The organism is Acetobacterium bakii, from assembly GCF_001263355.1.
GTDB lineage: Bacteria > Bacillota > Clostridia > Eubacteriales > Eubacteriaceae > Acetobacterium > Acetobacterium bakii.
Map to the genome: position 1 here is coordinate 212,188 of NZ_LGYO01000022.1, position 25,824 is coordinate 238,011.

Sequence of the window (25,824 nt, forward strand, 5' to 3'; positions counted from 1 at the left end):
AGTTTAACCCCAGTATTTGGTAGTGACTGCTGCTAATTTATTATAAATATTAGCGTCTTTTAGGGCTAAGAAGGTATCTTTGAAAATATTGTACATATCGGTGTAAATTTTATGATTCTCCATATTTGGTTCAATAATACCAAAAGTGTGAACCATTTTATCCACCGCTTCCTCAATGCTGCCAAATACTCCAGCTCCTGCAGCTCCTAATATGGCTGCCCCTAAAGTTGTACAGTCTGATACATTAAGTTTTTCGACAGGGCGGCCATACACATCTGCTTGCATTTGGCACCATAGTTTTGATTTTGCGCCTCCACCGGATAACCGAATTGCTTCAAAAGGTCTGCCTAAAACATTTTCCATGGCTTCTACACTCATTCTAAGTTCGTAAATAACACCTTCCATGACTCCGCGTGCCATCGTTCCACGATCATGAGCAAGTGTCAATCCCAATGAGCCGCCGGTGGCATTATCATGATAGTAGGGTGAAACCTGACTGTTGAAAAACGGCATAAACAGGTATCCTTTACATCCCACCGGTGCGTTTTCGGCTTCCAGAGTAATGAGTTCATATGGATCAAGGCCCAAAGCTTTAGCAGCTTCTTTTTCAGGCTGACCATAGGTATCGCGCCACCATCGCAAGGTAACACCTGCTGCAAAGGTCAAAGCTTCCATGTCCCATTTGTTAGGCATGGCGTGGCCTCCAAACAAAACAGTGTGATTAACATCAGGTTTCGGGCTGTCCACGTGAGCTACCATAACTGCGGCTGTACCTATTGTGATTTCAGCTAATCCTTCACGGATCACTCCAGATCCAATGGCGGCACATTGTTGATCACCACCACCACAACAAATGGGCATACCGGCGGCAAATCCGGTTAATTCGGAAGCCATCTTTGAGATAACGCCAACCTGTGTCATGGAGGTTTTTACTGGAGGAAGCTTGTCTTTGTCAAGTCCGATGGCTTTGAGCAATTCGTCTGACCAGTCCAGTGTTTTCACATCCAACATCCCGTTAAGTGCCAGAGATGATGGATCTGTAAACAATTCTTCTGAACCCAAATTGTGCAACAACCATTCCTGACCATTCACAAATTTCCATGCTTTTTTATAAAGCTCAGGTCTTTTATCAATAACCCATTTATACTTAGCATAAGCCCACATGCCTGAAAGAGGATCACCACTCACTTCATGATAGTGATCACGGCCAATATTTTCTTCAATCCATTTGACTTCTTCGCCGGCACGTCCGTCTGACCAAACAATTGAATCACACAGCGGCGTCCAGTCTTTATCGATAGGTACAAAAGTTCCGCGTTGGCTTGATATGCCTAAAGAACCGATTTCTTTAGGATCCACTTCCGTTCTAACTAATACTTCCTTAGAAGCCTCGCAAATGCCTTTCCATAAATCATTTATATCTTGCTCAACCCAACCTGGATGAGGGTGTTTACATGAATATTCCCTATATCCAGTGCCAATGAGATTCCCTTCAAGGTCAAAAATCATGACCGTGGAACCTGTTGTTCCGGCATCAATACCTGCAACGTACTTTATCATCGTTATTCCCCCTAAATATTTAATGTTATAAATAGAATGGTTTTTTAAACAACCGCTGGTTGAAATAATTCAATATTGTAATGATCAGGATCAAGCATGTAAAAGGCATAAGCACCGGTACTTGGTCCGCTGTCGATTAAAGTGGGTTCATTTTTGGTGATTATACCATTATCTTTACATCGTTTGTAAGCTTTAAAAATATCTGTTGTTGCAAAGCAAATATGGCTGCTGCATACATTATGTGGACTAACGTCCAGTATCTGTCCTTTTGGATTCACATATTGGATTAATTCCAGGCGAAGACCGGGGCAAGATAAGAAAGCAACATTGAGAACGCCGTCGGGATAGCCAGTTACTTTTCTGATGTACTCTAAATCTACATTATAACGAATATTTTCAAAATCCATTTCCATCACTTCTTTGTAGAACTTAACGGATCGATCAATATCTTCAACGGTTATACTGAAGTGATTAGAGCCCATAATAATTTTGTCATTCAAGATTATTCCTCCTTTCTTTATGGTTCATTTCCATAGAAAAAATTTATATAAATTCAAGGGAAAAGAACCGTAAAAACGTTTACAAGTAAAGTTTACATCGGATTACTATAATTTCAATATAGAAAATATTTTCGGTAGTGATTATTCAATGTATTAAAAGGAAGCCCTTTTAATATTGGTGCTGTTTTCATCACTGAAAGGTCAGGGAAAACAATTAATTAAAAAAAAGATATATTTATTACAATTAGCAGATTATTTAAAAAAGAAAAAAAGTTAAAATGAACTGTTGATAATTATACCTAAAAGTCCCCATGCGATACCAAGCATAGTGCCTCCGAGAACATCGCGGGGGTAGTGCATGCCGACATAGATTCGGGTAATGCCTACAAAAAAAGCCATGGCATATACACCTATCCAGATGAAAAAATGAGGTTGATAATAGAGTAATAGAATGGTTGCCATAAAAAAGGCCTCGCTGGTATGGCCGCTTGGAAATGAATAGCCCCGGGCTTGAGATCCCACAATTCGGCTATTCTCAATCTTTTTATAGGGTCGGGTTCGATGGATCAGCACTTTTATAAATTCAACCACAAACCATAATGACAAGGTGCCTAATACTAAGGCATAAGATAGGAGACGTTCCCCTGAAAAATACAAAATAATGGCGAGAATCATAGCAAAAATGCCGTTACCGATTTGAGTAAAGAACAGCATGATCCAATCGAGCCAGGGACTGCGGCACCCATGCATATTAAAATAAGTAAAAACCCAAACATCAATACGCTGACCAACTGACCATACAAGGGAAATACTGATTAAACCAAAAATAAGCACCAGACTAATCAGAGTTTTTTGGGTTTTTAAACCCCATGAAAAAACGGTCCAGATATAGGCGGGTGCAATTATTACAAATAAAGCAAAGAAGACTACAACCATGATTAACCAGTAAATAGGTGGGATATGACGTATCCCAGTTATGATTTTTTTCCATGTTTCAGGAATTCCCAGCTCGGGTAAGTGGCTTTCTTCGGTCGGTTTAATTTCTCTGTCTTTTATGAACTTATCCCGATTATTCTTTCTCATTTAACTTAGTGGATCCGACCAGTACAGTCAAAGCATGTCGTTTTACTTCGATTCGTACCGAACCCTCTCCCAAACTTATGCCGTCTGCCATAACAGACATTGAAGGTTCAGTATTTATGACTACTTCACGTACACGGTAGTGCTGAATCCGGGGATCCTCTTCGATGCCGGTGCCCACTCCGCTAAGAATATAATTGATTAAATCGAGCTTGGAAAGATCAGAAAAAAACAATACATCGAGTAAGCCATCCTTATACGCGTCGGGGGCTCCAACTTTATAATGACGACCGATATAAGGCATGTTAGAGATTAATGCCGCATGACCCAACTCGTTGATTTCCTGATTATCGTCCAGCAGAAGATGAATTTCAGAGGGGGGAGAGGTTGTCAGAATTCCTAGAAAATCACCGATACGTGCTATGTTGCCATGCTGAATATCATCCCCTGACGGGAAAAGTGTTGAAAATAATCCCACCCAGCAAAGCTCAATAAAAGGTGTGGGGACATCGTTGCATGTGACCATGCCCAAATCGATTTTCAGACGCTGTCCTTCTCTTAGAATGGCGATTGCAGCGGGAATATCGGTGGGGATACCCAAGCTAAGTGCAATATTGTTCTGGGTCCCAGTTGGGACAATTCCAAGAATTGCTTTTGTGCCGGTCAGAGCCCTGGTTAGGGCAGAGATGGTGCCATCGCCGCCGCAGACGATAAACATCTCAATACCATGGTTGATGGCATCCTGGACCACTTCCTCTAAATTACTGTCGGGTTCAATCAAATAGAGTTCAGGGATAAGCTGCCAAGCTTGCATTTCTTTAATTACTGCCATGATTTGCATGGGTGATTCGTTATTGGCACCGGAGCCGGGATTAAAAATTAGCTTAACCCGAATGGGTTGTAGATTTGATTTTTGAACATCCATAGCTTAGTCCTCCATAAATTCTGTAGTTTAATAAAGTGTAAATGATAACACTGGGAAAATCAAGAAAATAAAGCATTTGACAGGAATGAGAAGGTCAGAAAAACAATTGACTTCTACAGAGTATTGATTTAGTATAATAATTAACAAATCATTGAAGAAAGAAGGTTTTTTAAATGATTATTACATGGGACGATATTATTGAATTGAATAAAAAACTTAAGGAAAATAATTTTGACTATAAGGTTCATTTGAGTGATGCATGCGGCGGGCAAAGCATGTGGATTGAATCACTCGGGGGTGAAACTAATCCAGAGAAGATTGAATTATTACATGTTCTTATTGATGACTATTTCAAAGCGATGAAAGCAGAAGTCGAATTCAGTTGGGATAAGAAATCATTTTGGATGAAAGACCGATCCCTGAAATTTTAGGACAGCGCGAAGAAAATTTTGATAAAAAAGCCACGTTGCGAAAGCAACGTGGTCTTTTTATGTTTAACAATGAGGAGCAATATAGAAGACGTGTTCAGCTTATTTTTTAATATACTTATTGATCAACCGGTAGGCGGTGGTCTGGCTTAAACCAAGGGCCTCTGCGATCTCATTGACATTTTCGTAGGTTTCATAATAATTTTCAATAATTGTTCGTTTGTAGGTTTCAACCAGATCGTCAAAAACGACCTTTCTTTTTTTCATATTCTGATCATTTAAAAATGCAATAAGCTGTTCGGGCAGTTTGTCCATGCCGATAACACTGCCAAGACTCATCACTGCCATCTGTTCAACCGCATTTTTAAGCTGCCTCACATTACCTGGCCAGTCGTACTGAATAAGGGATTCAATGACTTGGGTGGAAAAGGTTTTATTCTGGGCATATTGTTCATTATAATTTTTAAGATAATATTGAGCAATGGGAAAAATATCATCCCGCCTTTCTCTGAGGGAGGGAATGGTTTGGGTAATGCCGTTGATTCGCCAGTATAAGTCTTCTCGGAATTTATTCTCGGCAACCCGTTGGGCAAGGTTTTTATTGGTAGCCGTAATAATCCGGGTATTAACGGTTTTTGATTCAAGCCCCCCCACCGAGGTAAAACGTTTATTTTCCAAAAAATCCAGCAGTTTAACTTGAATATTTGGCTGTAATTCGCCAATTTCATCCAAAAACAAGGTGCCGTTATTTGCCATTTCCACCAGTCCCTTTTTCCCTTTTGGGCTGGCACCGGTAAAAGCATAGGGTACATAACCAAAGAGTTCGCTTTCAATCAGGTTATCGGGAATGGAAGCACAGTTAATGGAAATAAAGGGGTTTGATTTTCTGGGGCTGCAGTCATGAATAAACTTGGCAACGAGACTTTTGCCAACCCCGCTTTCCCCTAATAAGAGAATGGGAATATCCGACTTTGACGCTTTTTTTAATTTATGAAGGGTGGCATAGAGAATATAGCTTCGCCCGACGATATTATTACTGGCTTTATCTCTTTCGCTTCGGTCTTTTCTTTTTTCCTTCTTGTTGACATCTTCGATTACTTCACTCACTGGGTTTAAATAATCCAGGTCAAACTCCACAAAGGACTGACGTTTTAAGGTATTATACACGAGCATGGTCAGATTGTTTTCATCATCATATAAGGGTGTGGTAATGGTAATATGTTCCTCATCGGTTAGCAGTGAGCGTTGCCTTGAAATAATGGTATGCTTCTTTTGAATGGCAGTGGCCGCTGAAGGCGGCGTCCAAAAACCCTGGAAAGAGGTTAGAAAATTAAGCTTCCACATTTTTTCAGCGGGAATGCCATGATATTCCAGGCAGGCCGGATTAGCATAAAGCACATTGCCATTTTTATCCGTAACCGTAACTTCAATAAAACTGTTTTCTAAAATATCTAAAAAGAATTGGCTCGACAGTGTTTCTAAATAGGCAGAGTATTCCGGACTGTGATTAAATTTATCCTTCATGATCATCATTTCCTTTTATCACAATTTATCGTGATTGTTATTTTTCATCTATATTTTATATACTTAGAATCTTAAGGTTAGAGATTACGACTATTTTTATTGCCTAAACTTGATAATAAATCAAAACACAGAGATAAACAAGAGGAAAAAAGCATAAATTCCCATAAATGGGAAAATCTTGCTCTCTTTTTCACATATGGAAAGCATATGCCCATTCTGAATTGTTGATAACGGCTACAAATCAGGAATAGTGGGAATAAAAACATTTGGCACGGTACTTGCGATACATAACATCAATCGATGACATGAGAACCCATTTGTGAAATTTGAAAGGAGAAGATAAGAAAGGGTGTAACCCCTGGGTCCTCGGTTTAACAGATACAGAATAGGCAACGTAATTTTAATAATTTATGAAGGAGTCAGAATATGTTTAGATTTACAGCAGATCAATTTGTTTACGATATTAACGGCACAAAAATTGGCGGACAGCCAGGGGAATTTCCGACGGTGCTAATTGGCAGCGTATTTTATCGGGGTCATAAAATCATGCAGGATTCTGAAAAAGGAATCTTCGATCAGGTGGCAGCCAAGGAATTATTAGACCGAGAAGCGGAATTATCCGAAGAAACCGGAAATCCAAGAATTGTTGATGTTCTGGGAGACACTGAAATGGCATTAACCAAACATGTTGAGTTTGTGTTGAAAAATACCACTACCCCAATATTACTTGACAGCCCAAGTCCAGAGGTAAGAATCCTAACCCTTAAACATTTCGCCAATGATTCGGAAGCCATGAGCCGAATTATCTACAATTCCCTGGAAGAAAGTTGCTCAGATCATGAATTGGAAGTCATGAAAGAATGCGGCGTTAAAACGGCGGTTGTTCTGGCTTTCAGTAAAAAACATCTGCAACCGGCTAAACGGGTAAAACTTTTAGTAGGGGATGAAAAAACAGAAGGTTTATTGGACAAGGCAAAAAGAGCCGGTGTTCAGCAGTTCCTCATTGATCCCGGTGTTTTGGATGTGGCGAGCAGCAGTTGGACCGCCATGGCAATTCGGGATATAAAAGAACAATATGGTTATCCCGGCGGCTGTGCATCCTCCAATGCATTATATCTATGGAAGAAAATGAGATCAAAGGGAAGCCCATATTTTGAAGCGGCTGGCGCCTCGGTTTTCACATTTCCAGTGACACACGGAGCAGACTTTATTTTATATGGCCCGATGGCCAATGCAGCCTGGGTATATCAGGCAGTGGCAACAACTGATGCGATGTTGTCTTATTGCAACAAAATAACCGGTACAAAATTAGGAACGCTTGATACACCTCTCATGAAAATATTTTAAAAAGTTTCTTCAAGTCAATTCTAATTAAAAGGGGGATTAACTAAAATGCAGGAAAAAAAAGCTAAGGATCGAACTGTTTTATATGTATCAATTGTAATAGCAGCTCTTTTCGTACTGGTGAGTATGTTCTTTACTGAGGCTACCAACGCGGTATTCAATCAATTGTTTGCATTGATTACCACAAATTTTGGTTGGCTGTATTTATTGGCAGTGGGGTTATTTATTGTGTTTGCCATCGGGCTTGTTATCAGTCCGTATGGCAAGATCAAATTGGGTAAGGATGATGATAAACCGGAATTCACAAACTTTCAATGGTTTTCAATGCTATTTGGCGGAGGAATGGGAATTGGTTTGGTATTCTGGTCGGTTTCCGAACCAATCATGCATTTTCTCAGCCCTCCCATGGGAGAAGGCGGAACACAATCAGCTATGGAACTGGCCATGCGGGTATCGTTTTTCCATTGGGGACTCCATCCCTGGGTAATCTTCGCAATCGGCGGCTTGGGACTGGCATATTTCCAATTCCGCAAGGATTTGCCGTTCTTAATCAGTTCCGCTTTTTATCCGCTAATCGGAGAAAGAATTCACGGACCTATTGGCAAGACCATTGATATCATCGCTGTTTTTGCAACCATTTTCGGGGTTGCGACCAGCCTGGGTCTTGGATCGACTCAAATTGCCACCGGTCTTGAATATATCTGGGGAATTGAATCAACGCCGATAACGGTTTCGATTATTATCGCGATCATAACCGTTATATTCACCTTGGCAACCGTTTCCGGACTGCACAAAGCCATGCAGGCAGCAGCCAATCTTAAAATCTGGTTATCCATTGCATTTATGGTATTTATCTTCGTTTTCGGCGGCAGTGTATTTATCTTAAATAATTTCACCAATACATTGGGTTCATATATCCAGAATCTTGTGGGTCAAACCTTCTGGATGGGAAATGTTGAATGGCTAAATGGCTGGACCATTTTCTACTGGGCATGGTGGATTGCCTGGGCTCCATTTGTTGGACAGTTCGTGGCACGGGTTTCAAAAGGCAGAAGCATCCGGGAATTTATTTTGGCAGTGTCGCTCTTGCCAGCAGGCTTCTCGCTGATTTGGATTGCCATTTACGGCGGAGCAGCATTTAATCTGAATACTATTTCCAATGGTTTCATTGAAGCAGCCGTTGGCGCAGATTATACCACAGCACTGTTCGCATTGTTACAGCAGCTGCCCTTATATGGGATTACCTCCATATTGGCCATTGTATTAATCGTCGTTTGTTTTGTTGGCGCAGCCAATTCGGCAACCTATGTTTTAGCCATGCTGACTTCCGGCGGAGACATGGATCCTGACAAAAAATTAAGAGGCGGCTGGGGAATTGCTCAGGGTTTAATCACCATTATGTTAATTCTTGTAGGCGGAACATCGGCGCTGAAGGCTTTACAAACAGCTTCCATTGTTGCGGCATTCCCATATATGTTAATTATGATTGTTATGTGTTTCAGTATTCTTAAGGCATTAAAAGCAGATTATTCAGAAAGTCAATTATTAAAAAAGAGCAATGAGTTTAAAGATGTTGGCAGTGCTCAAAAGGCAATCGATTAGTACGTACTAAAATAAGAAAAGAAGAGGTATTTATGATGTTACCAAAATTTGATATTTTAACAATAGAACAAGTGGACAAGATTCATAAAAACAGCATGAAGATTTTAAACGAAATTGGGGTTGAGTTTTCCTACGACCCAGTCATTGAAATTTTCAAAAAACATGGTCAACGCGTTGAAGGTCACCGGGTTTATTTTGATCCTGAGTTTGTCGAAAATATGGTTGAAAAAGCCCCTTCACAATTTACATTACATGCCCGTAACCCGGAACACAACCTGGTTTGCGGCGGCGAGAATATTATTTATATGCCAGGCTACGGAGCACCCTTTGTTTATGAAGCAGATGGTCTAAAAAGAGATGCAACCATGGATGATTATAACAATTTTGTTAAATTAGCCGGTGCCAGTAAAAATATGCATATGACCGGTGGAACAGTGGTTGAACCAACGGATGTAGAAGATGAAATTCGTCATTTGGAAATGGCCTACAGCCATATTATCAATTCCGATAAATGTTTTATGGGTAGTTCATCAGGATATGAACACGCTAAAGATTCCATCGAAATGACTGCCTTGCTTCATGGCGGAATGGATGTCATCAAAGAAAAACCGGCGTTGATCTGCTTAATTAATTCAGTGACCCCACTTAAATATGATGATCGTATGCTTGGGGGCTTAATGGCTTATGCGGAAACAGGCCAGGCGATGGTTATTGCGTCACTGGTAATGTCCGGCTCAACTGGTCCGGCCACCATGGCAGGAGCATTATCATTACAGAATGCCGAAGTACTGGCAGGGATCACCCTGGCTCAGTGTATTAATCCAGGCACTCCAGTAGTATATGGCTCAACATCAGCAGTAACCGACATGTCAACCGGTTCGTTGTCGATTGGGAACCCTGAAAATGCATTGTTTACTTCAGCAAGTGCTCAATTCGCAAGATTTTACGGTGTTCCCTGCCGCGGCGGCGGTGGATTAACGGATTCTAAAACAGTAGATGCCCAGGCAGGCTATGAATCAATGATGGTTCTCTTTGCAGCCAGTACCACCGGTGTGAATTTTGTGATGCATACCGCAGGAATTCTGCAGTACTACATGGCCATGTCCTATGAAAAGTTTATGGTTGATGATGAAATTGCAGGAATGATTTTAAGATACCTGAAGGGTTTTGATTGTGACAGTGATGAAAAAATGGCCTTTGATGTTATCGAAAAAGTTGGGCCTGGCGGTCATTTCTTAACCCAGAAACATACTCGAAAAAACTTTAAACTTGAATTTTTCAGACCAGCCCTAAGCGATCGCCAATCCTTTGACGGATGGTCAAAGGATAGCCTGGATACCAATCAGCGCGCCAAGCTTAAATGGCAGGAAGTTCTGGCAAGCTATGTGCCTCCAGCATTGGACCCGGAAGTAAATGAAAAAATCCTGACATACATTGAAGAACGTTCAAAAGAATTACTCAAAAAATAATATAAATAATTAAGAATTAAAAATATAACTCTTATACCTTGATGTCTGTTTATATAAACAATTTTGTAACGTCGAGGCGNNGTAGAGTGTAAAAATTGTTTCATATAAACAGACGTCAAGGATCAGCTTATGTTAGAAAATAAAAATAATAGAATTAAGGGAGAATATAATGAACGCAATTTTTGAAGAAATTAAAGAAGCGATTATCGATGGCGACGAGGAATTAGCAGTTGAGTTGGCAGAAAAAGTAGTAGCAGAAAAAATCGATCCGGTTCAAGCGGTTCAGCTTGGATTTATCAAGGGAATTGAAGAAGTTGGTAAAAGCTGGACAAATGGTGAGGCTTTCTTACCGGATGTTATGATGGCAGCTGATGCAATGAAGGCCGGAATGGATGTATTGGAAGGCGTACTGGCTGCTGGTGAAGGTGAAGGCTCTTATGAAGATAAGGGAAAAATTGTGCTGGGCACTGTGGAAGGTGACATCCATGATATTGGAAAAAACATTGTAGGCGCACTCTTAACCGCAGCAGGCTTTAAAGTCTATGATATCGGGATTGATCAAAAGGCCGAAGATTTTGTTGCAAAGGCTGATGAGGTAGGGGCTAAAATATTAGCTGCCAGTTCATTGCTCACAACAACCATGAAATCTCAAAAAGTTTTGGTTGAGTATCTGAGTGATCAGAACATCCGAGACAATTACAAGGTGATTATTGGCGGCGGTCCCACCAGTAAAAAATGGGGAGATGAAATCGGTGCTGATGGCTGGGCTGAAACTGCAGATGAAGCAGTGGAATTGTGCAAACAATTACTAAATTAATAGAATAGAGAGCTAAGAATACCAAAGAGCGCCAAAATTTAATAAATAAAATTTGGCGCTCTTTACAATAGGATCAGGGTATAGGAAATGAAGGATTAACGATTAAATCAGCTAGAAAAGTATACGTTTACATGGTACAATATACCCAATCGCTATGTAGGAATAGTAAAGTGGCAAAGTTTGATTCTTTAAAATTTTGGCACCTATTACTGGAAAAGGGAAGGAAACAAGATGGTCTTTTATATTTCAATTATTCTCTTATTGCTTTTTTTGGGTTTCGGTTTTTTATTTCCGGAGACTTTATTAATGGTAACGGACACGCTGTTTGGACTGATTACAAATAATCTGGGCTGGGTTTATCTGGCGGCGGTTTTAGGCGTCCTAATTTTCACCTTAGTACTGGCGTTTGGCAAATACGGCCGGATTCGTTTAGGGGACGATGATGATCGCCCGGAGTATTCGAATTTTTCCTGGTTTGCCATGCTGTTCAGTGCCGGCATGGGCATTGGCCTGGTGTTTTGGGGCGTTGCCGAACCGGTTTTTCATTATGCCCAGCCGCCGCTGGGAATTGAAGCAGAGTCCAGTCAGTCCGCCTTGATGGCCTTCCGGTATGCTTTTTTGCACTGGGGGCTTCATCCCTGGGGGATTTATGCCATTGTCGGCCTGGCTTTGGCCTATGCCACATTCCGAAAGAAACAGCCGTGTTTAATCAGCTCCACCTTATACCCGCTTCTGGGTGAAAAAACCAAGGGGCCGATAGGCAAAGCCGTGGATATTCTGGCGCTGGTATTAACCGTTATCGGTGTTTCCACCTCCCTGGGCATGGGCGCCTTACAGGTTAATGGGGGACTGGCAACTCTCTTTCATGTGCCCAATAATATTAATGTGCAGATCATCATTATTGTAGTCATTACCATTCTGTTTTTAATTTCCGCCACCACCGGTTTAGATAAAGGGATCAAGATCCTCAGCAATACCAACATTATTATTGCGGTGGCACTGTTAATCTTTGTGTTTTTCTTTGGGCCAACCGTCTTTATTATTAATACCTTTCTGGTGAGCCTGAGCGGTTATATCCAAAACATTCTGCCTATGAGTCTGGCCCTGACTCCCTTTGAAAATGATCCCTGGCTGGGCAACTGGACCATCTTTTATTGGGCCTGGTGGATTTCCTGGGGTCCGTTTGTGGGAACCTTCATTGCGCGCATTTCCAAAGGCCGAACCATCAAAGAGTTTGTCTTAGGTGTAATTATTATGCCGGCCGTTTTCTGCTGTATCTGGTTCACTGTTTTTGGTGGGACCGCCTTGTATTTTGAGATATTTGAAGGGTTTAACATTGTCACCGCGGTCACCAATGACGTGACGGTCGGTTTATTTGTGACTCTGTCATACCTGCCGTTTGGGCAAATAATTTCATTTATTGCCATCATCCTGATTACAACCTTTTTTGTAACCTCGGCGGATTCGGCAACCTTTGTGATTGCCATGTTCTCAAGGGACGGGGATTTGAATCCGGACAATAAAATCAAAATGATATGGGGCACTGTATTGTCCCTGATGGCCATTGTGCTGCTTTTAAGCGGCGGGTTGGTGGCCATGCGAAACACCTCAATTATTATGGCACTGCCATTTGTGATCATTATCATATTGATGTGTGTCGCCACTTACAAGGCGCTTAAAAAAGAAGAACAGAAATAATTAAAAGGGTGTCTGTTATTACCGGATTTCACGGAATAACAGACACCTTTTTTTGCTGAGACTAAAGTTTATAATTTTGCCAGCAGTTCTTGTTTTTTCTGGTTGAATTCGTCTTCAGTGATGATTCCTTTTTCTTTCAAGCCGGCTAATTTTTCAATCATTGCAATGGGATCTTCTTTTGGCGTTTCCGGCTGCTGGGGGTTGGCTGCTGATTGTTCAGAGCTTGGGTTTTCAGAAGCCTCCCTGGTCGAACCTTCCGGTTTAAGCGTATTATAAATTTGAATCACGCGTTCTGCTTCTCTTGCATAGAGAATACTGATGGTTTCAATAGCATCTTTAGTATGGATCTCGGTATCATTGGGATTCATTCCCAAGGTCAGGGACAGGTCTAGAAAGCTTACCGTGCTTTGTTTGGTTGTCAGTGAAGTAATTTCTTTATAATCGAAACTCTTCTTTTCATCTAAATCCCGGTCATAGAGAACGATACGTTTATCGGTGCACAATAAAAACTTTTTAGAAGCGGCGCTATCCAGGCCCCAGGCAAAATAGACGAGCTTTTCATGGGGTTCGGTAAGGGTTTTAACAATTTCCAATGTACCCGGATTTAATTTTGATTGAATAAAGGCATCGACCTGATCATCAGTAATGGTAAAATCATTGGTTTTGATACGATAGAGATATTCCGATATGGTTATGAAATCTGAATTTTTAACCTCGTCACTATCCGAAGTGATTAAGGGGATGTTATTAACAAGGAGTTGAAAGTGTTCATCATTTTTATTAAGGCTAATGTCAGCTATTTTGTCTTTCGGCACAGATCCAACGCTGAAAAAAGAATTGTTTTCGGGGAAAATAACTTTGAAATAAAGGTTGCTGGTTGTGATAAGTATAATCTGACCTTTGGAGTCTTTGAACCGCAACAGAAATTTTTCCGAAAGGGTGTAGGTAGGAAAGGTTTTCAGGATATTCTTTAAGGCTTTTTCATCGTTGGGATGCATATCAATTTTTGTGGCGGATGAACTATTGGCAGGCAATAACAGTTTCTTGAAAAAATCCCGAGTGTAGTCCAGCAGCACCTCATCGCTTGCATTAATAAAAGGAAGCGCCTTTGGATCAGTGTTATTTAGAAGCTTTGATGTGAGGTCGTCGGTAAAGTTTTTAATGCGGTTTTCCATTTCTTCTCTCAGACGCTGTTGCTCCTCTTTTCTTAGTGCAACTTCCGCTTGAATCGAATCAATACTATCTTTAGCCAGATCGGTAACATCTTTAAATAGATCTTTAAATCCCATATTCCTAGTCTCCTTTTTAATTTTGCATTGGTTGTATTTATTAATCTCATTTTACATAAGGACCCTTTAAATTTCAATTAAAAATAGCTGCATTATTCTAAGAATCGTGATTTTCTTTTTCAATCAGCCGATCCCGAAGGCGAATAAGCCGGGGTCTGTTGTAACGCTGGAGAAGAATGCAGGGAAAGTTCACCGCCAAAGCATAAAAAAGCATATACAAAATAACAATGGGTGGTGACCAGAAACCGAAAACCCAAAAAGGCAAAATAGCAAAAATATGAATGAGCTCAGCTCGATAGGTTTCTACAATGAATTTATCCAAATAAGGAACTGATATTTGCTGAAGCGACTTTTTTCGAAAACCGCTTTCTAAAACCGCAGCCCCATCAGGAAGGAGTTTTTGCCAATAGCTGATTCTAAAAAAACGTTTATAGAATTTGCCGTCATCTTCCCAGGTTCGGGTTCTTAAACAGTTTGAAAAATTTAAAATCTTGGAATCCGATAAATGGTTGAACACAAGCGCAATTGTGATCTGCAGGATTGGCCACACAATAAAACACACTAAAATCGTCAGCCACGGTGGTAAAAAAATAAACTGCATGGTTAGGCTCCTTTATAATTTGATTTTTCGTCCCTTCCAGTAGGTTCGCTTGAGCACCAGTTTTGAAAATAGAGAGTAGATAAAAACAAGATAAAAAAACAACAGGGGAATGGGATAAAAAAGGGCGGTCAGAAATCCAAAGGATCCCACACAGCGGCCTCGCCAAAATAAAATCATAACGGTGAGGGCGTAAAAAAGGGAACCTGGCCAAATAAGCGAAATATTCTGGGTCATCAGCCCCTGGGTTAATAAGATGACACTTTCGGTATAAGCTCCCAGCATTAAAACAAGAACCAGGATTAGCCATAAGGGGGATTTCAGAGCACCGCTGGCCATATTTTTAGAAAAGCCTCCGAATAGATCCTTAAGGCCCCCGGGATACATTCTAAATCCGATAAGATTGCCGCCCATAAACCGTTTAAGCCGATAGCCTTCCCGTTTTAAGACAACGCTGAAATCATAATCTTCTAAAACAGAATGACGAACAGATTCGTACCCGCCGATCTTGAAAAATTCCCTGCGGTTTATGAGGGTGACCGGACCGAAGGAACCGTTGACCTGGTTTTTAAAAGGAACTCCTAAACCAAGGGAGTAAACAGCAATGAGATTAAAAAACAAGGCCAGTTTTTCATAGACTTTTTCAGCAAGATGGAAGGGCTGCACTGAAATCACATCTTTTTTATTAATGTATCGCTGGAGAAGTATTTTGATGGCATCTGGAGACGGTCTCACATCCGCATCTAAGAAAAGGAGTAACTCTCCTTTGGCAAGAATGGCGCCTTGTTGGCAGGCATAGGTTTTTCCGGTCCAATCGTCTGGCTTGGAAATAATGCTTTTTATTGTGATACCAAAGCTCTCAGCAATCTGACCTGTTTGATCTTCGGATTCGTCATCTACACAAATAATTTCTAAGGGCAGAATGCTTTGTTTTTTTAGAGCTTTCAGAAGAAGGGGCAGGTTTTGTGCTTCGTTTCGAGCAGGGATAATCACAGAAATTGTTTTATATTCAGGGAGTGCATCCTTTTTTGGCAGAAAGGGCGTGCGCCACATAAATATTATTGAAATGAGTATACACAAACCGTTAAACAGATAATACATAAATGTTATTATACAGAGGTTTACCCCTGTCTCCTTAATGAGTATTATACCCCAATAATAAACTTTTACTAATAGAAAAAGCAGAAGCGAATTTAACCCAGGCTGGCAGTAGTTAATACCGATGATGAACCTCAAAAAAATAGTCCGCTCAGGAAAAAACAATTGATTGAAACGGATCTTTTCCTTTAGCATAAGACAAGATCCATGGCTTCCTACGAACGATTTTTATTTGTCAGTGAATATGCAGAAAAAAATTATTCTTTTTGAATGGGCCATCGAAACAATAAACACTATAATTATTTAGTCTATTAGTACAAATGCGATTATTTGTTTGAACTAAAATTTCTATATTTTTACGTGCTTTAGAAATATATACAAACATTATCGGATGACATAGAATTATATAAATAAAGAACGTTTTCCAATTGGCTGACAGAGTTTTCTTTTCAACTGTCGGCAGGAAAAAGGGAGGACACTGCCAATAATAATATTCTTCAAAAGAGCAGCGGTAAATGCACCAATATTGCAAACGATTGCATTTGTTGATTGTTAACCTTTTTCCTGCCAGTGCATCTTAAACTGAACATGACAATTACACTATGAAACTTTTTCTCAGAGCGTTAAATTAAATAAAATGGAGTGATTTCGAACGCTGATGTGTTCGGACAGTACTCCCTTATTAATAATTAGGAGGTCTGATTTTTATGGCAAAGTATTTTATGGGTATTGATGGTGGTACAGGTAGCCTTCGTGTTGCTATTTTCGATGAAAAGGGTAAAAACATGGGTTACGAGGTTGTGGAGTATGATACCTACTTCCCCAAGAGCGGATGGGCAGAACAGGATGATTCCGAATGGTGGGAAGCAATGAAGGCTGCTATTCCAAAAGCAATCAAAAATTCTGCGGTTGAAGCTAAAGATATCGCAGCAGTTACCTGTGATGGAACAACTAGTACCGTGGTGCTGTTTGATAAAGATGATAATATTTTACGTAAGCCGATTCTATGGATGGATGTTCGTGCGGCTGATCAAGCACAGCGGATTTCCGATGCCGGTCACAGAATGAATCACTATTATAAATCAGGAGTGCCGGCAGAAAGCCTGATTCCAAAGTGTTTATGGATTAAAGAAAATGAGCCTGAAATTTGGGGAAAAACAAAAACTGTTTTTGAGTATACCAGTTGGATGAACTGGAAACTTTCCGGTAAGAAAACCGTAGATAATTCCATTGCGGCTTTCCGTTGGTTTTATGATGACCTGGCTGGCGGTTGGCAAAAAGATTTTTATGAAACAATCGGTTTAGGGGATTTATTGGAAAAAATTCCAGAAAATATTTTGAAGACCGGCGAGGTATTAGGAAAAGTTTCAGCTGAAGCGGCATCTGTATTGGGTCTTTGTGAAGATACTTTAGTAATAGAAGGTGCTTTTGATGCTTGTGCCTGTATGCTTGGGGTTGGAAGCGTTGCCCCGGGCGGTATGGCTATGATTGGAGGCAGCTCCACTTGTCTGTTTGGCTTGTCCGAAAAAGAATTTCATGCTGAAGGCGTCAATGGTGCTTATCCTAACTGCGCAATTGATGATACCAGTTTGGTAGAAGGCGGACAGTCTTCTTCCGGTTCGGTTTTGAATTGGTTCAAGAAAAACTTAGCGCCTAAATCCTGGTTTGACGAAGCTGAAGCCGGCGGCTTTACCTTATATAACATTGCGGATAAATATGCGGCAAGTGTTCCCATTGGATGCAATGGTTTGATAATGCTGGACTATTTCCAGGGGAATCGGGCTCCTTATTCGGATTCATTGGCTCGTGGCATGTTCGTCGGGCTTTCATTAAGTCATGAAACAAAACATATTGCTCGTGCAATTCTGGAAGGTGTGGCTTTTGGAGCCGCCCATTGTTTAAAAGCAATGGATGAATGTGGTTATAAAGTAGAAAAGATATACGCTTGCGGCGGAATGGCAGAGTCTGATTTGTGGTTGCAGATTCACGCAGATGTAACAGGCATCCCCATTTATATTACAAGGGAAAGCCAGAGTGCTGGCTGCCTCGGCGATGCAATGGCAGGGGCTGTGGGATATGGGCTGTATGCATCGCTTGAAGAAGCCGCGGAAAATATGGTTGAAGTGGTTAAGTTTTACACACCTGATGCTGCGAATCATCAAGAATATAAGTTCTTCTTGGATAAATACATTGCATTATGGCCGTCTGTAAGCGATTTAGTTCACGACGTTGTCAATCATGTAAACAAATAAAAATGATTCAAAAGCTATAAATTTTCCCTCCTGTTTCAGTGAAATATTCGTTTACCACCTTTATTTTATCATTTATGGGAGGGGAAATTTATATAAATTGGTGTAATAACCCATTAATATCAACAAGTATCGGGATTTAGCAAATGCCGATACTTCATTACTAGAAGGAGAAATTAAAATGGCAAATTATGAAGAATTTAAAGATAAAGTAGCACTCATAACCGGCGGGGCAGGAGGTATTGGAAAAGCCACCGCAAAAAAAATGGGCTTAAATGGATGCAAATTATTTATTGGCGATATTACCAAAGAATGTGTGGATGGCGCTGTGGCCGAAATAGCCGCAGAAGGAATCGATGCGGATGGCTCAGTTTTAGATGTAACCAGTGAAGAAAGCGTTCAAGCCATGGTTGATGCCTGCATGAAGAAATATGGAAAAATTGATTACCTTGTAGCAGCTGCCGGTATTTATCGTGATAAAATGTTTACGGATATGACATTTGAGGACTGGAAACAAACCATTGATATTAATCTTAACGGTGTGTTTCTTGTGACGCGTATGGTTTTACCTCAGATGATCAGACGTAAATATGGGTCCATCATCGTCTTCGGTTCTCAGGCAGGGATTCGGGGAAGTGCCTTGCATACCAATTACAGCGCAACCAAAGCTGCGATGCAGGGTCTCACCCGTTCTTTAATGTATGAAGTAGCGACGAGCGGTGTCCGCATCAACTGTGTGGCACCAGGAGTTATCCGCACACCGATGACTATGTCCGGATCTGCTGAAAAAATGGAGAAATGGACAAATAGTATTCCAATGAGACGCTTTGGAGAACCCGTCGAGGTAGCCAATGTCATCGCATTCCTTCTTTCTGATGATGCTTCGTATGTGATTGGTCAGACGGTTCCCATTAATGGAGGTTCTGTGGTAAATACCTGATTAAAACACTGGTTCAATAATTTTATTTTTGCATAGACTTTCTCTTTGCTTGTTAACTGTAATACATACAAGAATAATTGCTTAAAAAAGACAATATGATATAATGCAATTAATCGCAGGATAGTAAGATAACAAGAAATTGAGCCTCAGGGTAAAAACAATAAAGGAGCTAAAGTTTGAAAAAATATGTTTTAGTAATCAGTGCAGGTGCCAATGAGATTAAGGCTTCAATTTATGATAAAAATTTTAATATTATTGCCAAGGCATTTGAGAAATTCACTCAGTTTACCCCTGAAAATGATAGAGTTGAACATGATGCAATGGAAATTTATGATAAAAGCGTCAAATTGTGCAAAAAGGCTATGACTGATTCCAATATCGAAGCAGATGAAATCATTTCATTAGGAATCACCAATCAGCGATCAACCTGTCTGGTCTGGGATAAAAATACAGGAGAACCATTGTATCATGCCATTACGTGGCAGGATAATCGTACGTATGCCAAATGCCGGGAAATTAATGCCGGACCTTGGGGCGAACGTGCCAGAAAGGCGATGGGTTGGAAGGTTTCACCTGCTTATTCTTCTTTGACACTCAATTGGTATATTGAAAATGTTCCGCTAATTAAAGAAAAAATAAGGGCGGGAGAAGCGCTTTTTGGAACAATTGACACCTGGTTGATTTGGAAGCTGACTGGCGGTAAAAAACATGTGGTGAGTTATTCCAACGCATCGTTAATGGGCAGTTTCAAACTAAAAACCGAAAGCTGGTATACAGAATTTTTAGATACTCTGGAAATAAGTACAGAGATTTATCCTGAAGTTGTGAATGATACCGGGGATTTTGGAGAGACTAAGAAAGAAATTTTCGGCGGGGAAATCTCAATCGGCAGTGACATTGGCGATCAGCAGGCAGCTTTATTTGCAGTGTGCTGTAATACCCGAGGAACGTGTAAGATTATGAATCAAGCCGTTTCTATTATTGATATTTATATGGGTAATGAATGTGTTATTTCTGATTTCGGATTAAACACAGTGATTGCATGGAAAATCGGCAAAAAAACTGAATATGCTCTGGAGGGTTTTGATTCGGAGACCGGTTCGGTGCTCCAGTGGCTGCAAGAGGGACTTGGGATTATTTCCAACTCGTTGGAGTCCGAAATGATTGCCCGTTCAGCAGAAGATACCAATGGTGTGTATTTTATACCGGCACTGGCAGGAATCAGTGTGCCTTATCACGATTCTTTTGCCAGAGGAACGATTTTTGGTATTAATCGTGGAACCACCAATGCGCACCTTGTAAGAGCAGCCTTGGAAGGGATTGTTTACCGATTAAAAGATATTTTGGATGCCGTTGAAAAAGAAACTTGGATTAAAATAGACTATATCAGAGTTGTGGGAACTGATGCTAAAAATGATCTGCTTTCTCAGATGATGGCGGATATGTTGAACGCCTGGGTTGATCGGCCATTTTTAATTGAGGCAGATAGTCTTGGAGCTGCCCAACTGGCAGGTTTGGCCACAGGCTTCTGGACAGTTGAAGATTTCCATGATTCATTGAAAATTGAAAAATCATTTGAGTCGGAAATCACCGAGGAAGAACGGACAGTAAAATATGCCGGTTGGTGTGAGGCGTTAAACCGCTCCCTGGGTTGGAATCATACCCCTTATAAAAAAGAAAACTAAAAAAGAAAGCTATCTAAGCGGCGATTAGATAGCTTTCTTTTTTGAAAATTTAAACTGTTTAAAAACCTGGTAACGGAGGATGAGCATCTGTTTTAACTCATCAAATTTATAAAGTTGCATAAATAATTTGCAAATGCTCTGTCTTCTGCATCATGTAACGGATTAAAACCGAAAAAATTTTTATATTTACTAAGTCGGAAAATCAGTGTGTTTTTGTGAATATATAGTTTCCTGCTGCTATCAACGAGGTTATAGTTGCAGTCTCTTAAAACGGTAAATAGTTCAAAAAAATCCTTTCGCATACTTTCATCCATTACAGCTCCAAGGACTTGATAAATGCCATTAAGCTCTTGCATCGGAATCACCGATTGAATATAGGCATCAACATAATCATAGAAAAATGAAAGCGACCGGTGGCGCTCAATTAACCACAGACAGTGCTTATATGCGAAATGATAGTTGTTAAAGCTCTTTTGAAAGCTGCCGACATAATAGTTGTAAGAAACGTTTTTCTCTTCCAGTGTTTTACAAATAGGAAAAAGAAAATTAAAAATTGCTGTTCGGTATTCTTTGAAAAGGTCGGATGAAGGTTCATTGAGGCTTTTAAATACCACAACCGTTTGTTTTCTGCTGATAAATGCAAAATCCTGATTTGTGAATTGAAGACTCTTTTGAATCGAGGTTAAAACAATGTTTTCATTGCTGCTGGTTGTGGTGATAGCAATGGGTATTCTTAGAATATCATTCTTAATATCAAGTTTTTTTGCCAGGGTATTTAATTTATCGGTATTCTCTGGATCGCTGGCCAAAAGCATTCCATAAAATTCTTCGTTTTTGTTATTATTTTGACGGGTCTGCTTTCTAAAGTTATCGTAGTCAAACATGACTTCAAAGGTCATTTTGGCAAGCATGGCGGTAGAGTGCACTTCTTCCGGCAGCCCAGTGATACCGATTGCACCAATGACGTTATGATTATGTGAAACAATGATATCGATACCGCATTTCACACCCAGATAGTTCTTCACATCTTCATGCTGAATAATTATCATCTCTTTATTCTCCTGCATCATGCTGTAAGAGGCTTCATGAAAAGCACCTTCCCGATCTTTCTCGGTAGCTGCCAGGATAATACCTTTCCGATTGAATACCAGAAAATTATAGGATGAATACTTCCGAATTTCTTCAATGAATTTTTCAGCAAAAGATTTATCGATCAATGGAATTCACCTCGATTTGATATATGATTCAGTATAACATTATTTTGGATAAGGTTCAAATTATACAGGCGTTTGAAGTAAAAAAGTTTACGCATTTGATTTATGATATGGAATTTGTTAATAAATAAGGAGCCAATATCCTTAAGATGTTGGCCCCTTTATTATTTGTAAAAATTAGCCTTTTAAAATCGCCATTGCTTCATCACGGTAACAATCCATGAGATATGGAATTTTTGTGACTTTTGCACATTCTTCGGTTAAGGACATTAACTCATTACGAGTAATGCTGTCGACGTCAAAGCATCGTGCACCAGCCATAAGCTGTTGTAAACCAACACGGATTTTATCGGAGTAGCTGAAAATACCGATGGCACCAAGAGGAATATTTTTGATTTCCTTTGAGCCAACCATATCTTTTACTTGTTGGTAGCTAACAAAGATTTCTTCTGGAGTTGATCCAAATTCACTTACGGTTTTTGGTAGATTATTTTCTTTAATCCATTGTTCGATATTTTTGCCGACCATACCAGGAATCATAAGCGCTCGTCCCATGCATACGGCTTTTGTATAAGGTCCGCCCAGAGCCAGTGCTTTAAATACACCATCTTCACTGCTGAAGCCGCCGGCGAATGCTAAATCGGGCACACGTTCTCCATTGGCTGCCAGGATCTGTGCGAATTCATAGGCTGCGGAATGTAGGTATAAGGAAGGCATGCCCCATTCTTCCATCATACGCCATGGGCTCATGCCGGTTCCGCCGGGAGCACCATCGATGGTTAATAAATCGATTTTGGCTTTCGAACAGAATTTCATGGCCATTGCTAATTCTCTGAGACCATAGGCACCAGTTTTTAAGGTGATGCGTTTGTAACCCAGTGCTCTTAATCGTGCAACTTCTTCCATAAAGCCTTCTTCAGTAACAAAGCCAAGACGACTGTGACGTTCGAATTCTTTGATGGCGCCATCATTAAAGGCAGCCTGAATGACAGGATCCATCGGATCGGGAGTTACGATATAGCCTCTTTTTTGAAGTTCCATGGCTCGTTCAATGGTATTAACTTTGATTTCGCCGCCGATGCATTTTGCACCTTGTCCCCATTTAAGCTCAATGGTTTCAATTTTGTGTTTATTGATAATGTATTCGGCAACTCCAAGACGGGTGTCTTCGACGTTCATTTGGATAAGGATTTCGCCCATGCCGTTGTGATATTTCCGATAAGCTTCGATGCGGCGATCCATATCCGGAGCTTCGATCACTTTATTGTTCTTATCCAACACAAGGCGTGGATCAATACCACAAACATTTTCGCCGCAGACGATTGTAACGCCGGAAATGGCTGCGCCAATTGCGAAATGATCCCAGTTTTTACGGGCAATTTCGGTGGAACCAAGTGCTCCGGTAAAAATTGGCAGGCTCATTTTTACTTTTTTATCCCAGCCATAGGATGTTTCGGTATTGACATTGGGAAAACGCGCGTTATCAGGGGTTCCGACAGCGCCGTTTGGTAATCCTTTTGCACCCAGTGCATACCCCTGGATATTGAGGTGGGAATAATCGATTGGATAATCCTTGTCTCCGCCTGCGGTTACATCACCGAAAGGACCTGGATAAATGAGTTCTCTTCCTCTGAAAGTTGCCTTGAAGATTTCGCAATTACCGCGACATCCATCCACGCATCGTGAGCAAATACCAGAACAAGGTGTAACATTTTTGGAACGATTAAAGGTTCCGGTGGCATCATTGCCATTTGGTCGTTGAAGATTCATAAATTTTCCCCTTTGAAAATTATTTGGCAAGCAATATAGTATTATATGGTTACTTTGTTAATCGTTCTCCCCATTGAAAACTATTTCGTAAGATCCATATGATATCATAAAGTCACTTTACCATTATAAATCAAATTGTGACAATATTAAAGACAAAATTGGCCCAGCCAATATATTTTTTATATTGGCTGGGCCAAACTAAGGGTAGATCCTACCTGGAAATCCGGCGGGTAGCGCCGGTGATGGCAAGGGTCTCATTTAAATCGATCGTAGTATTTATGCGTTATACTAAATAGGTTTTTTCATCAAGTATTTCTGTGTTTAAAACAATGCTTAGGTTTCCATTTCGGCACCGTAATTTATCGATAAACTCTTTTTGATTGATATCTTTTTTCAGGTGAAGCAGATAAATGATTTCAAATAGGGCACCGAAATCACAGGTTTTAACCCGCAGCAGCTTAAAACTCTGGGTATAGTCGCCTAAAATATCATTAAAGCAGTCCTGGTAATCCAAATCTTCAGGAATAGTGATTTTAAGTTGCATATTGTTGGTTTTAGATTTTGAATAATTAGTTAGATTTAGGATGACCATCACCGAACACAGGATGATTGCAAAGAGGGCACCATAAAGAATATATCCCATTCCGCAGGCAAGGCCAACAGCCAGGGCGAAAAAAACATAGGAAATATCAATGGGATCTCCGGGGGCACTTCGAAAACGAATAAGACTGAAAGCGCCTGCCAGACTAAAAGCCCGGGCGACGTTGTTGCCAACCAGCAGAATAATAATGGCAATAATGGCCGGCAGCATGATTAAGGTTATGGTAAACCCTGGCGAATAACCTTCTTTACCCCGGGTTTTAATGTAAATCATACTAATGAACAGGCCGATAAGTAAGGCAGCGAAAATGACGCTTAGGGTTGTTTCAATGGTAAGCGTTTCGGTGACGGATGATGTAAACAGGGATTCTAACATAAATTTCTCCTTTTGATTTGATTGAATTGTCTAATACTTCATTGCTGAATTTTGATATATTGGTTGTTGATATGTTGGATTTTGACATACTGAATTTTGCTGAACTGGGAAATTGAATACTGCACCAAAGCTTTCCTTCCGATATTTTTTGTAGGCAGTTCCATATTTGGAAAAGCTGGAACTGTATATTTTCAACTCGGACAGCGTGTGAGAAAGCCATAATGGAATGGAACCAAGGATTTTTATTTCCATGATGTAGTAGTTTTTGGGAAGCAGAAGGCTGCCGAAATCGCCTGCGTCAAGAGAAAGGTAATCTTTTCTGGTTTTGATATTAAAATCAAAGGTTAATCGAAATTCCGGGTCGCTTTTTCCAACAAATGCCATGCGTTCATAACTGATGTACGTTTTTGGCTCGACAGTGTGGGTTTCCAAATAATAGCGGATTTCATCAAGAACCAGATGGCTCTGATCTTTTAATTTCTCGGGGTATTGTCCAAAGGCAATAAACTCATTGGCTTCTTTTAAAGTCAGGGGTACCCTACGCTTACTGACAATACCACCGATTTTCTTTTTTAATTCGATGAAAACCAAATCCTCGGCGGTTTCAGGAATGGTGTAACTTCGGAGACGAAGCTTTTCTTTATAGTAGGGTTTTGAAAGGGAGTGCCGGATAACATCAAAGTTTTCGGTATCAAAATAGATATTATAAATCGGGTAGCTGTCTTTGCTTGAAAGATAACCATTTGGGTTCATGTGAAGTAAAAGTTCGGGTAACAGTTTATTAAATTGGTATGTATCCAGCTGATATTTTTTTTCATAGCGTTTAAATGTCTTAGTGATCATGTTGCACCTCCAAATGTTTTATTAGCTATAGTATACAAAAGCAATTTGTTAAGAGCTTGTTAACCTTGTGTTTTTTATGTGAATTTTGCATAAAAAAAGAGATGTGCGATTAGTGCACATCTCAGGTTAGTGAGAAGCTACTGTACCGACCAATTGTTATCATGTTGTGTCCATCAAGACGAGGCAGTAGCCTGTATGAATTGATGCACACAACA

Annotated in this window: 21 protein-coding genes; 9 read left to right on the forward strand and 12 right to left on the reverse strand. The window is 40.3% G+C overall.

What is annotated here, in order from left to right:
- Positions 1–3: 3 nt before the first annotated feature.
- The 4 genes from AKG39_RS09905 to AKG39_RS09920 all read right to left on the reverse strand — a co-directional run bounded on the left by AKG39_RS09905 (position 4) and on the right by AKG39_RS09920 (position 4,065).
- The gene (locus AKG39_RS09905; protein ID WP_050740231.1) at positions 4–1,560 is read right to left on the reverse strand and encodes an FGGY-family carbohydrate kinase; all 1,557 of its coding nucleotides are present in this window, start codon (positions 1,558–1,560) and stop codon (positions 4–6) included.
- 44 nt (positions 1,561–1,604) lie between these two features.
- Positions 1,605–2,060 (reverse strand): VOC family protein, encoded by a 456-nt coding sequence (locus AKG39_RS09910; protein WP_050740232.1) that lies wholly within the window; start codon positions 2,058–2,060, stop codon positions 1,605–1,607.
- A 273-nt stretch (positions 2,061–2,333) separates the two neighbouring features.
- On the reverse strand, positions 2,334–3,143 hold the full coding sequence (locus AKG39_RS09915; protein WP_050740233.1) for a phosphatase PAP2 family protein: 810 nt from the start codon (positions 3,141–3,143) through the stop codon (positions 2,334–2,336).
- Complete coding sequence (locus tag AKG39_RS09920; protein WP_050740234.1) at positions 3,130–4,065, reverse strand: diacylglycerol/lipid kinase family protein; 936 nt, start codon at positions 4,063–4,065, stop codon at positions 3,130–3,132. Before AKG39_RS09920 ends, AKG39_RS09915 begins: the two co-directional genes overlap by 14 nt.
- Positions 4,066–4,238: 173 nt before the next feature.
- Here AKG39_RS09920 and AKG39_RS09925 point away from each other — a divergent pair, with 173 nt between their 5' ends.
- A complete protein-coding gene (locus AKG39_RS09925) occupies positions 4,239–4,496 on the forward strand; it encodes an RDAC family protein (protein WP_050740235.1) in 258 nt (85 codons plus the stop codon).
- Positions 4,497–4,595: 99 nt separating this feature from the next.
- Here the strand turns inward: AKG39_RS09925 and AKG39_RS09930 are convergent, their stop codons facing one another.
- On the reverse strand, positions 4,596–6,017 hold the full coding sequence (locus AKG39_RS09930) for a sigma-54 interaction domain-containing protein (RefSeq protein ID WP_050740236.1): 1,422 nt from the start codon (positions 6,015–6,017) through the stop codon (positions 4,596–4,598).
- Between the two features lie 426 nt (positions 6,018–6,443).
- On the opposite strand from AKG39_RS09930, the gene mtgA reads away from it, so the two are divergent.
- From mtgA to AKG39_RS09955, 5 genes are all read left to right on the forward strand, one after another.
- Positions 6,444–7,364, forward strand: a complete 921-nt coding sequence (mtgA, locus tag AKG39_RS09935) for a [methyl-Co(III) glycine betaine-specific corrinoid protein]--tetrahydrofolate methyltransferase MtgA (protein ID WP_050740237.1) — start codon at positions 6,444–6,446, stop codon at positions 7,362–7,364.
- A 45-nt stretch (positions 7,365–7,409) separates the two neighbouring features.
- A complete protein-coding gene (locus AKG39_RS09940; RefSeq protein ID WP_050740238.1) occupies positions 7,410–8,963 on the forward strand; it encodes a glycine betaine uptake BCCT transporter in 1,554 nt (517 codons plus the stop codon).
- A gap of 32 nt (positions 8,964–8,995) precedes the next feature.
- Positions 8,996–10,432: a glycine betaine--corrinoid protein methyltransferase gene (gene mtgB / locus AKG39_RS09945; protein WP_278277931.1), complete on the forward strand. Its 1,437-nt coding sequence runs from the start codon at positions 8,996–8,998 to the stop codon at positions 10,430–10,432.
- A gap of 169 nt (positions 10,433–10,601) precedes the next feature.
- Positions 10,602–11,249: a glycine betaine-specific corrinoid protein MtgC gene (gene mtgC, locus AKG39_RS09950; protein WP_050740239.1), complete on the forward strand. Its 648-nt coding sequence runs from the start codon at positions 10,602–10,604 to the stop codon at positions 11,247–11,249.
- A gap of 231 nt (positions 11,250–11,480) precedes the next feature.
- Complete coding sequence (locus AKG39_RS09955; RefSeq protein WP_050740240.1) at positions 11,481–12,947, forward strand: glycine betaine uptake BCCT transporter; 1,467 nt, start codon at positions 11,481–11,483, stop codon at positions 12,945–12,947.
- 68 nt (positions 12,948–13,015) lie between these two features.
- Here the strand turns inward: AKG39_RS09955 and AKG39_RS20255 are convergent, their stop codons facing one another.
- The 3 genes from AKG39_RS20255 to AKG39_RS09970 form a co-directional block, all read right to left on the reverse strand.
- On the reverse strand, positions 13,016–14,236 hold the full coding sequence (locus AKG39_RS20255; RefSeq protein WP_050740241.1) for an SHOCT domain-containing protein: 1,221 nt from the start codon (positions 14,234–14,236) through the stop codon (positions 13,016–13,018).
- A gap of 97 nt (positions 14,237–14,333) precedes the next feature.
- Positions 14,334–14,837 (reverse strand): glycosyl-4,4'-diaponeurosporenoate acyltransferase CrtO family protein, encoded by a 504-nt coding sequence (locus AKG39_RS09965; RefSeq protein WP_050740242.1) that lies wholly within the window; start codon positions 14,835–14,837, stop codon positions 14,334–14,336.
- Between the two features lie 12 nt (positions 14,838–14,849).
- Positions 14,850–15,935, reverse strand: coding sequence for a glycosyltransferase family 2 protein (locus AKG39_RS09970; protein ID WP_050740243.1), 1,086 nt, complete (start codon positions 15,933–15,935; stop codon positions 14,850–14,852).
- Between the two features lie 704 nt (positions 15,936–16,639).
- Between AKG39_RS09970 and AKG39_RS09975 the strand changes: the two genes are divergently transcribed.
- From AKG39_RS09975 to AKG39_RS09985, 3 genes are all read left to right on the forward strand, one after another.
- Positions 16,640–18,184 carry an FGGY-family carbohydrate kinase gene (locus tag AKG39_RS09975; RefSeq protein WP_050740244.1) on the forward strand — a complete coding sequence of 515 codons (1,545 nt, stop codon included), beginning with the start codon at positions 16,640–16,642 and terminating at the stop codon, positions 18,182–18,184.
- A gap of 178 nt (positions 18,185–18,362) precedes the next feature.
- Positions 18,363–19,121, forward strand: a complete 759-nt coding sequence (locus AKG39_RS09980) for an SDR family NAD(P)-dependent oxidoreductase (RefSeq protein ID WP_050740245.1) — start codon at positions 18,363–18,365, stop codon at positions 19,119–19,121.
- A 176-nt stretch (positions 19,122–19,297) separates the two neighbouring features.
- Positions 19,298–20,806, forward strand: a complete 1,509-nt coding sequence (locus AKG39_RS09985; protein WP_050740246.1) for an FGGY family carbohydrate kinase — start codon at positions 19,298–19,300, stop codon at positions 20,804–20,806.
- A 92-nt stretch (positions 20,807–20,898) separates the two neighbouring features.
- Here AKG39_RS09985 and AKG39_RS09990 read toward each other — a convergent pair whose 3' ends face one another.
- The 4 genes from AKG39_RS09990 to AKG39_RS10005 all read right to left on the reverse strand — a co-directional run bounded on the left by AKG39_RS09990 (position 20,899) and on the right by AKG39_RS10005 (position 25,609).
- Complete coding sequence (locus tag AKG39_RS09990; RefSeq protein WP_050740247.1) at positions 20,899–22,023, reverse strand: CdaR family transcriptional regulator; 1,125 nt, start codon at positions 22,021–22,023, stop codon at positions 20,899–20,901.
- Positions 22,024–22,197: 174 nt separating this feature from the next.
- Positions 22,198–23,790, reverse strand: a complete 1,593-nt coding sequence (locus AKG39_RS09995) for an FMN-binding glutamate synthase family protein (protein WP_050740248.1) — start codon at positions 23,788–23,790, stop codon at positions 22,198–22,200.
- A 283-nt stretch (positions 23,791–24,073) separates the two neighbouring features.
- Positions 24,074–24,766 carry a DUF4956 domain-containing protein gene (locus tag AKG39_RS10000; RefSeq protein ID WP_050740249.1) on the reverse strand — a complete coding sequence of 231 codons (693 nt, stop codon included), beginning with the start codon at positions 24,764–24,766 and terminating at the stop codon, positions 24,074–24,076.
- A gap of 30 nt (positions 24,767–24,796) precedes the next feature.
- Complete coding sequence (locus AKG39_RS10005) at positions 24,797–25,609, reverse strand: polyphosphate polymerase domain-containing protein (protein ID WP_083439496.1); 813 nt, start codon at positions 25,607–25,609, stop codon at positions 24,797–24,799.
- Positions 25,610–25,824 lie beyond the last annotated feature (215 nt).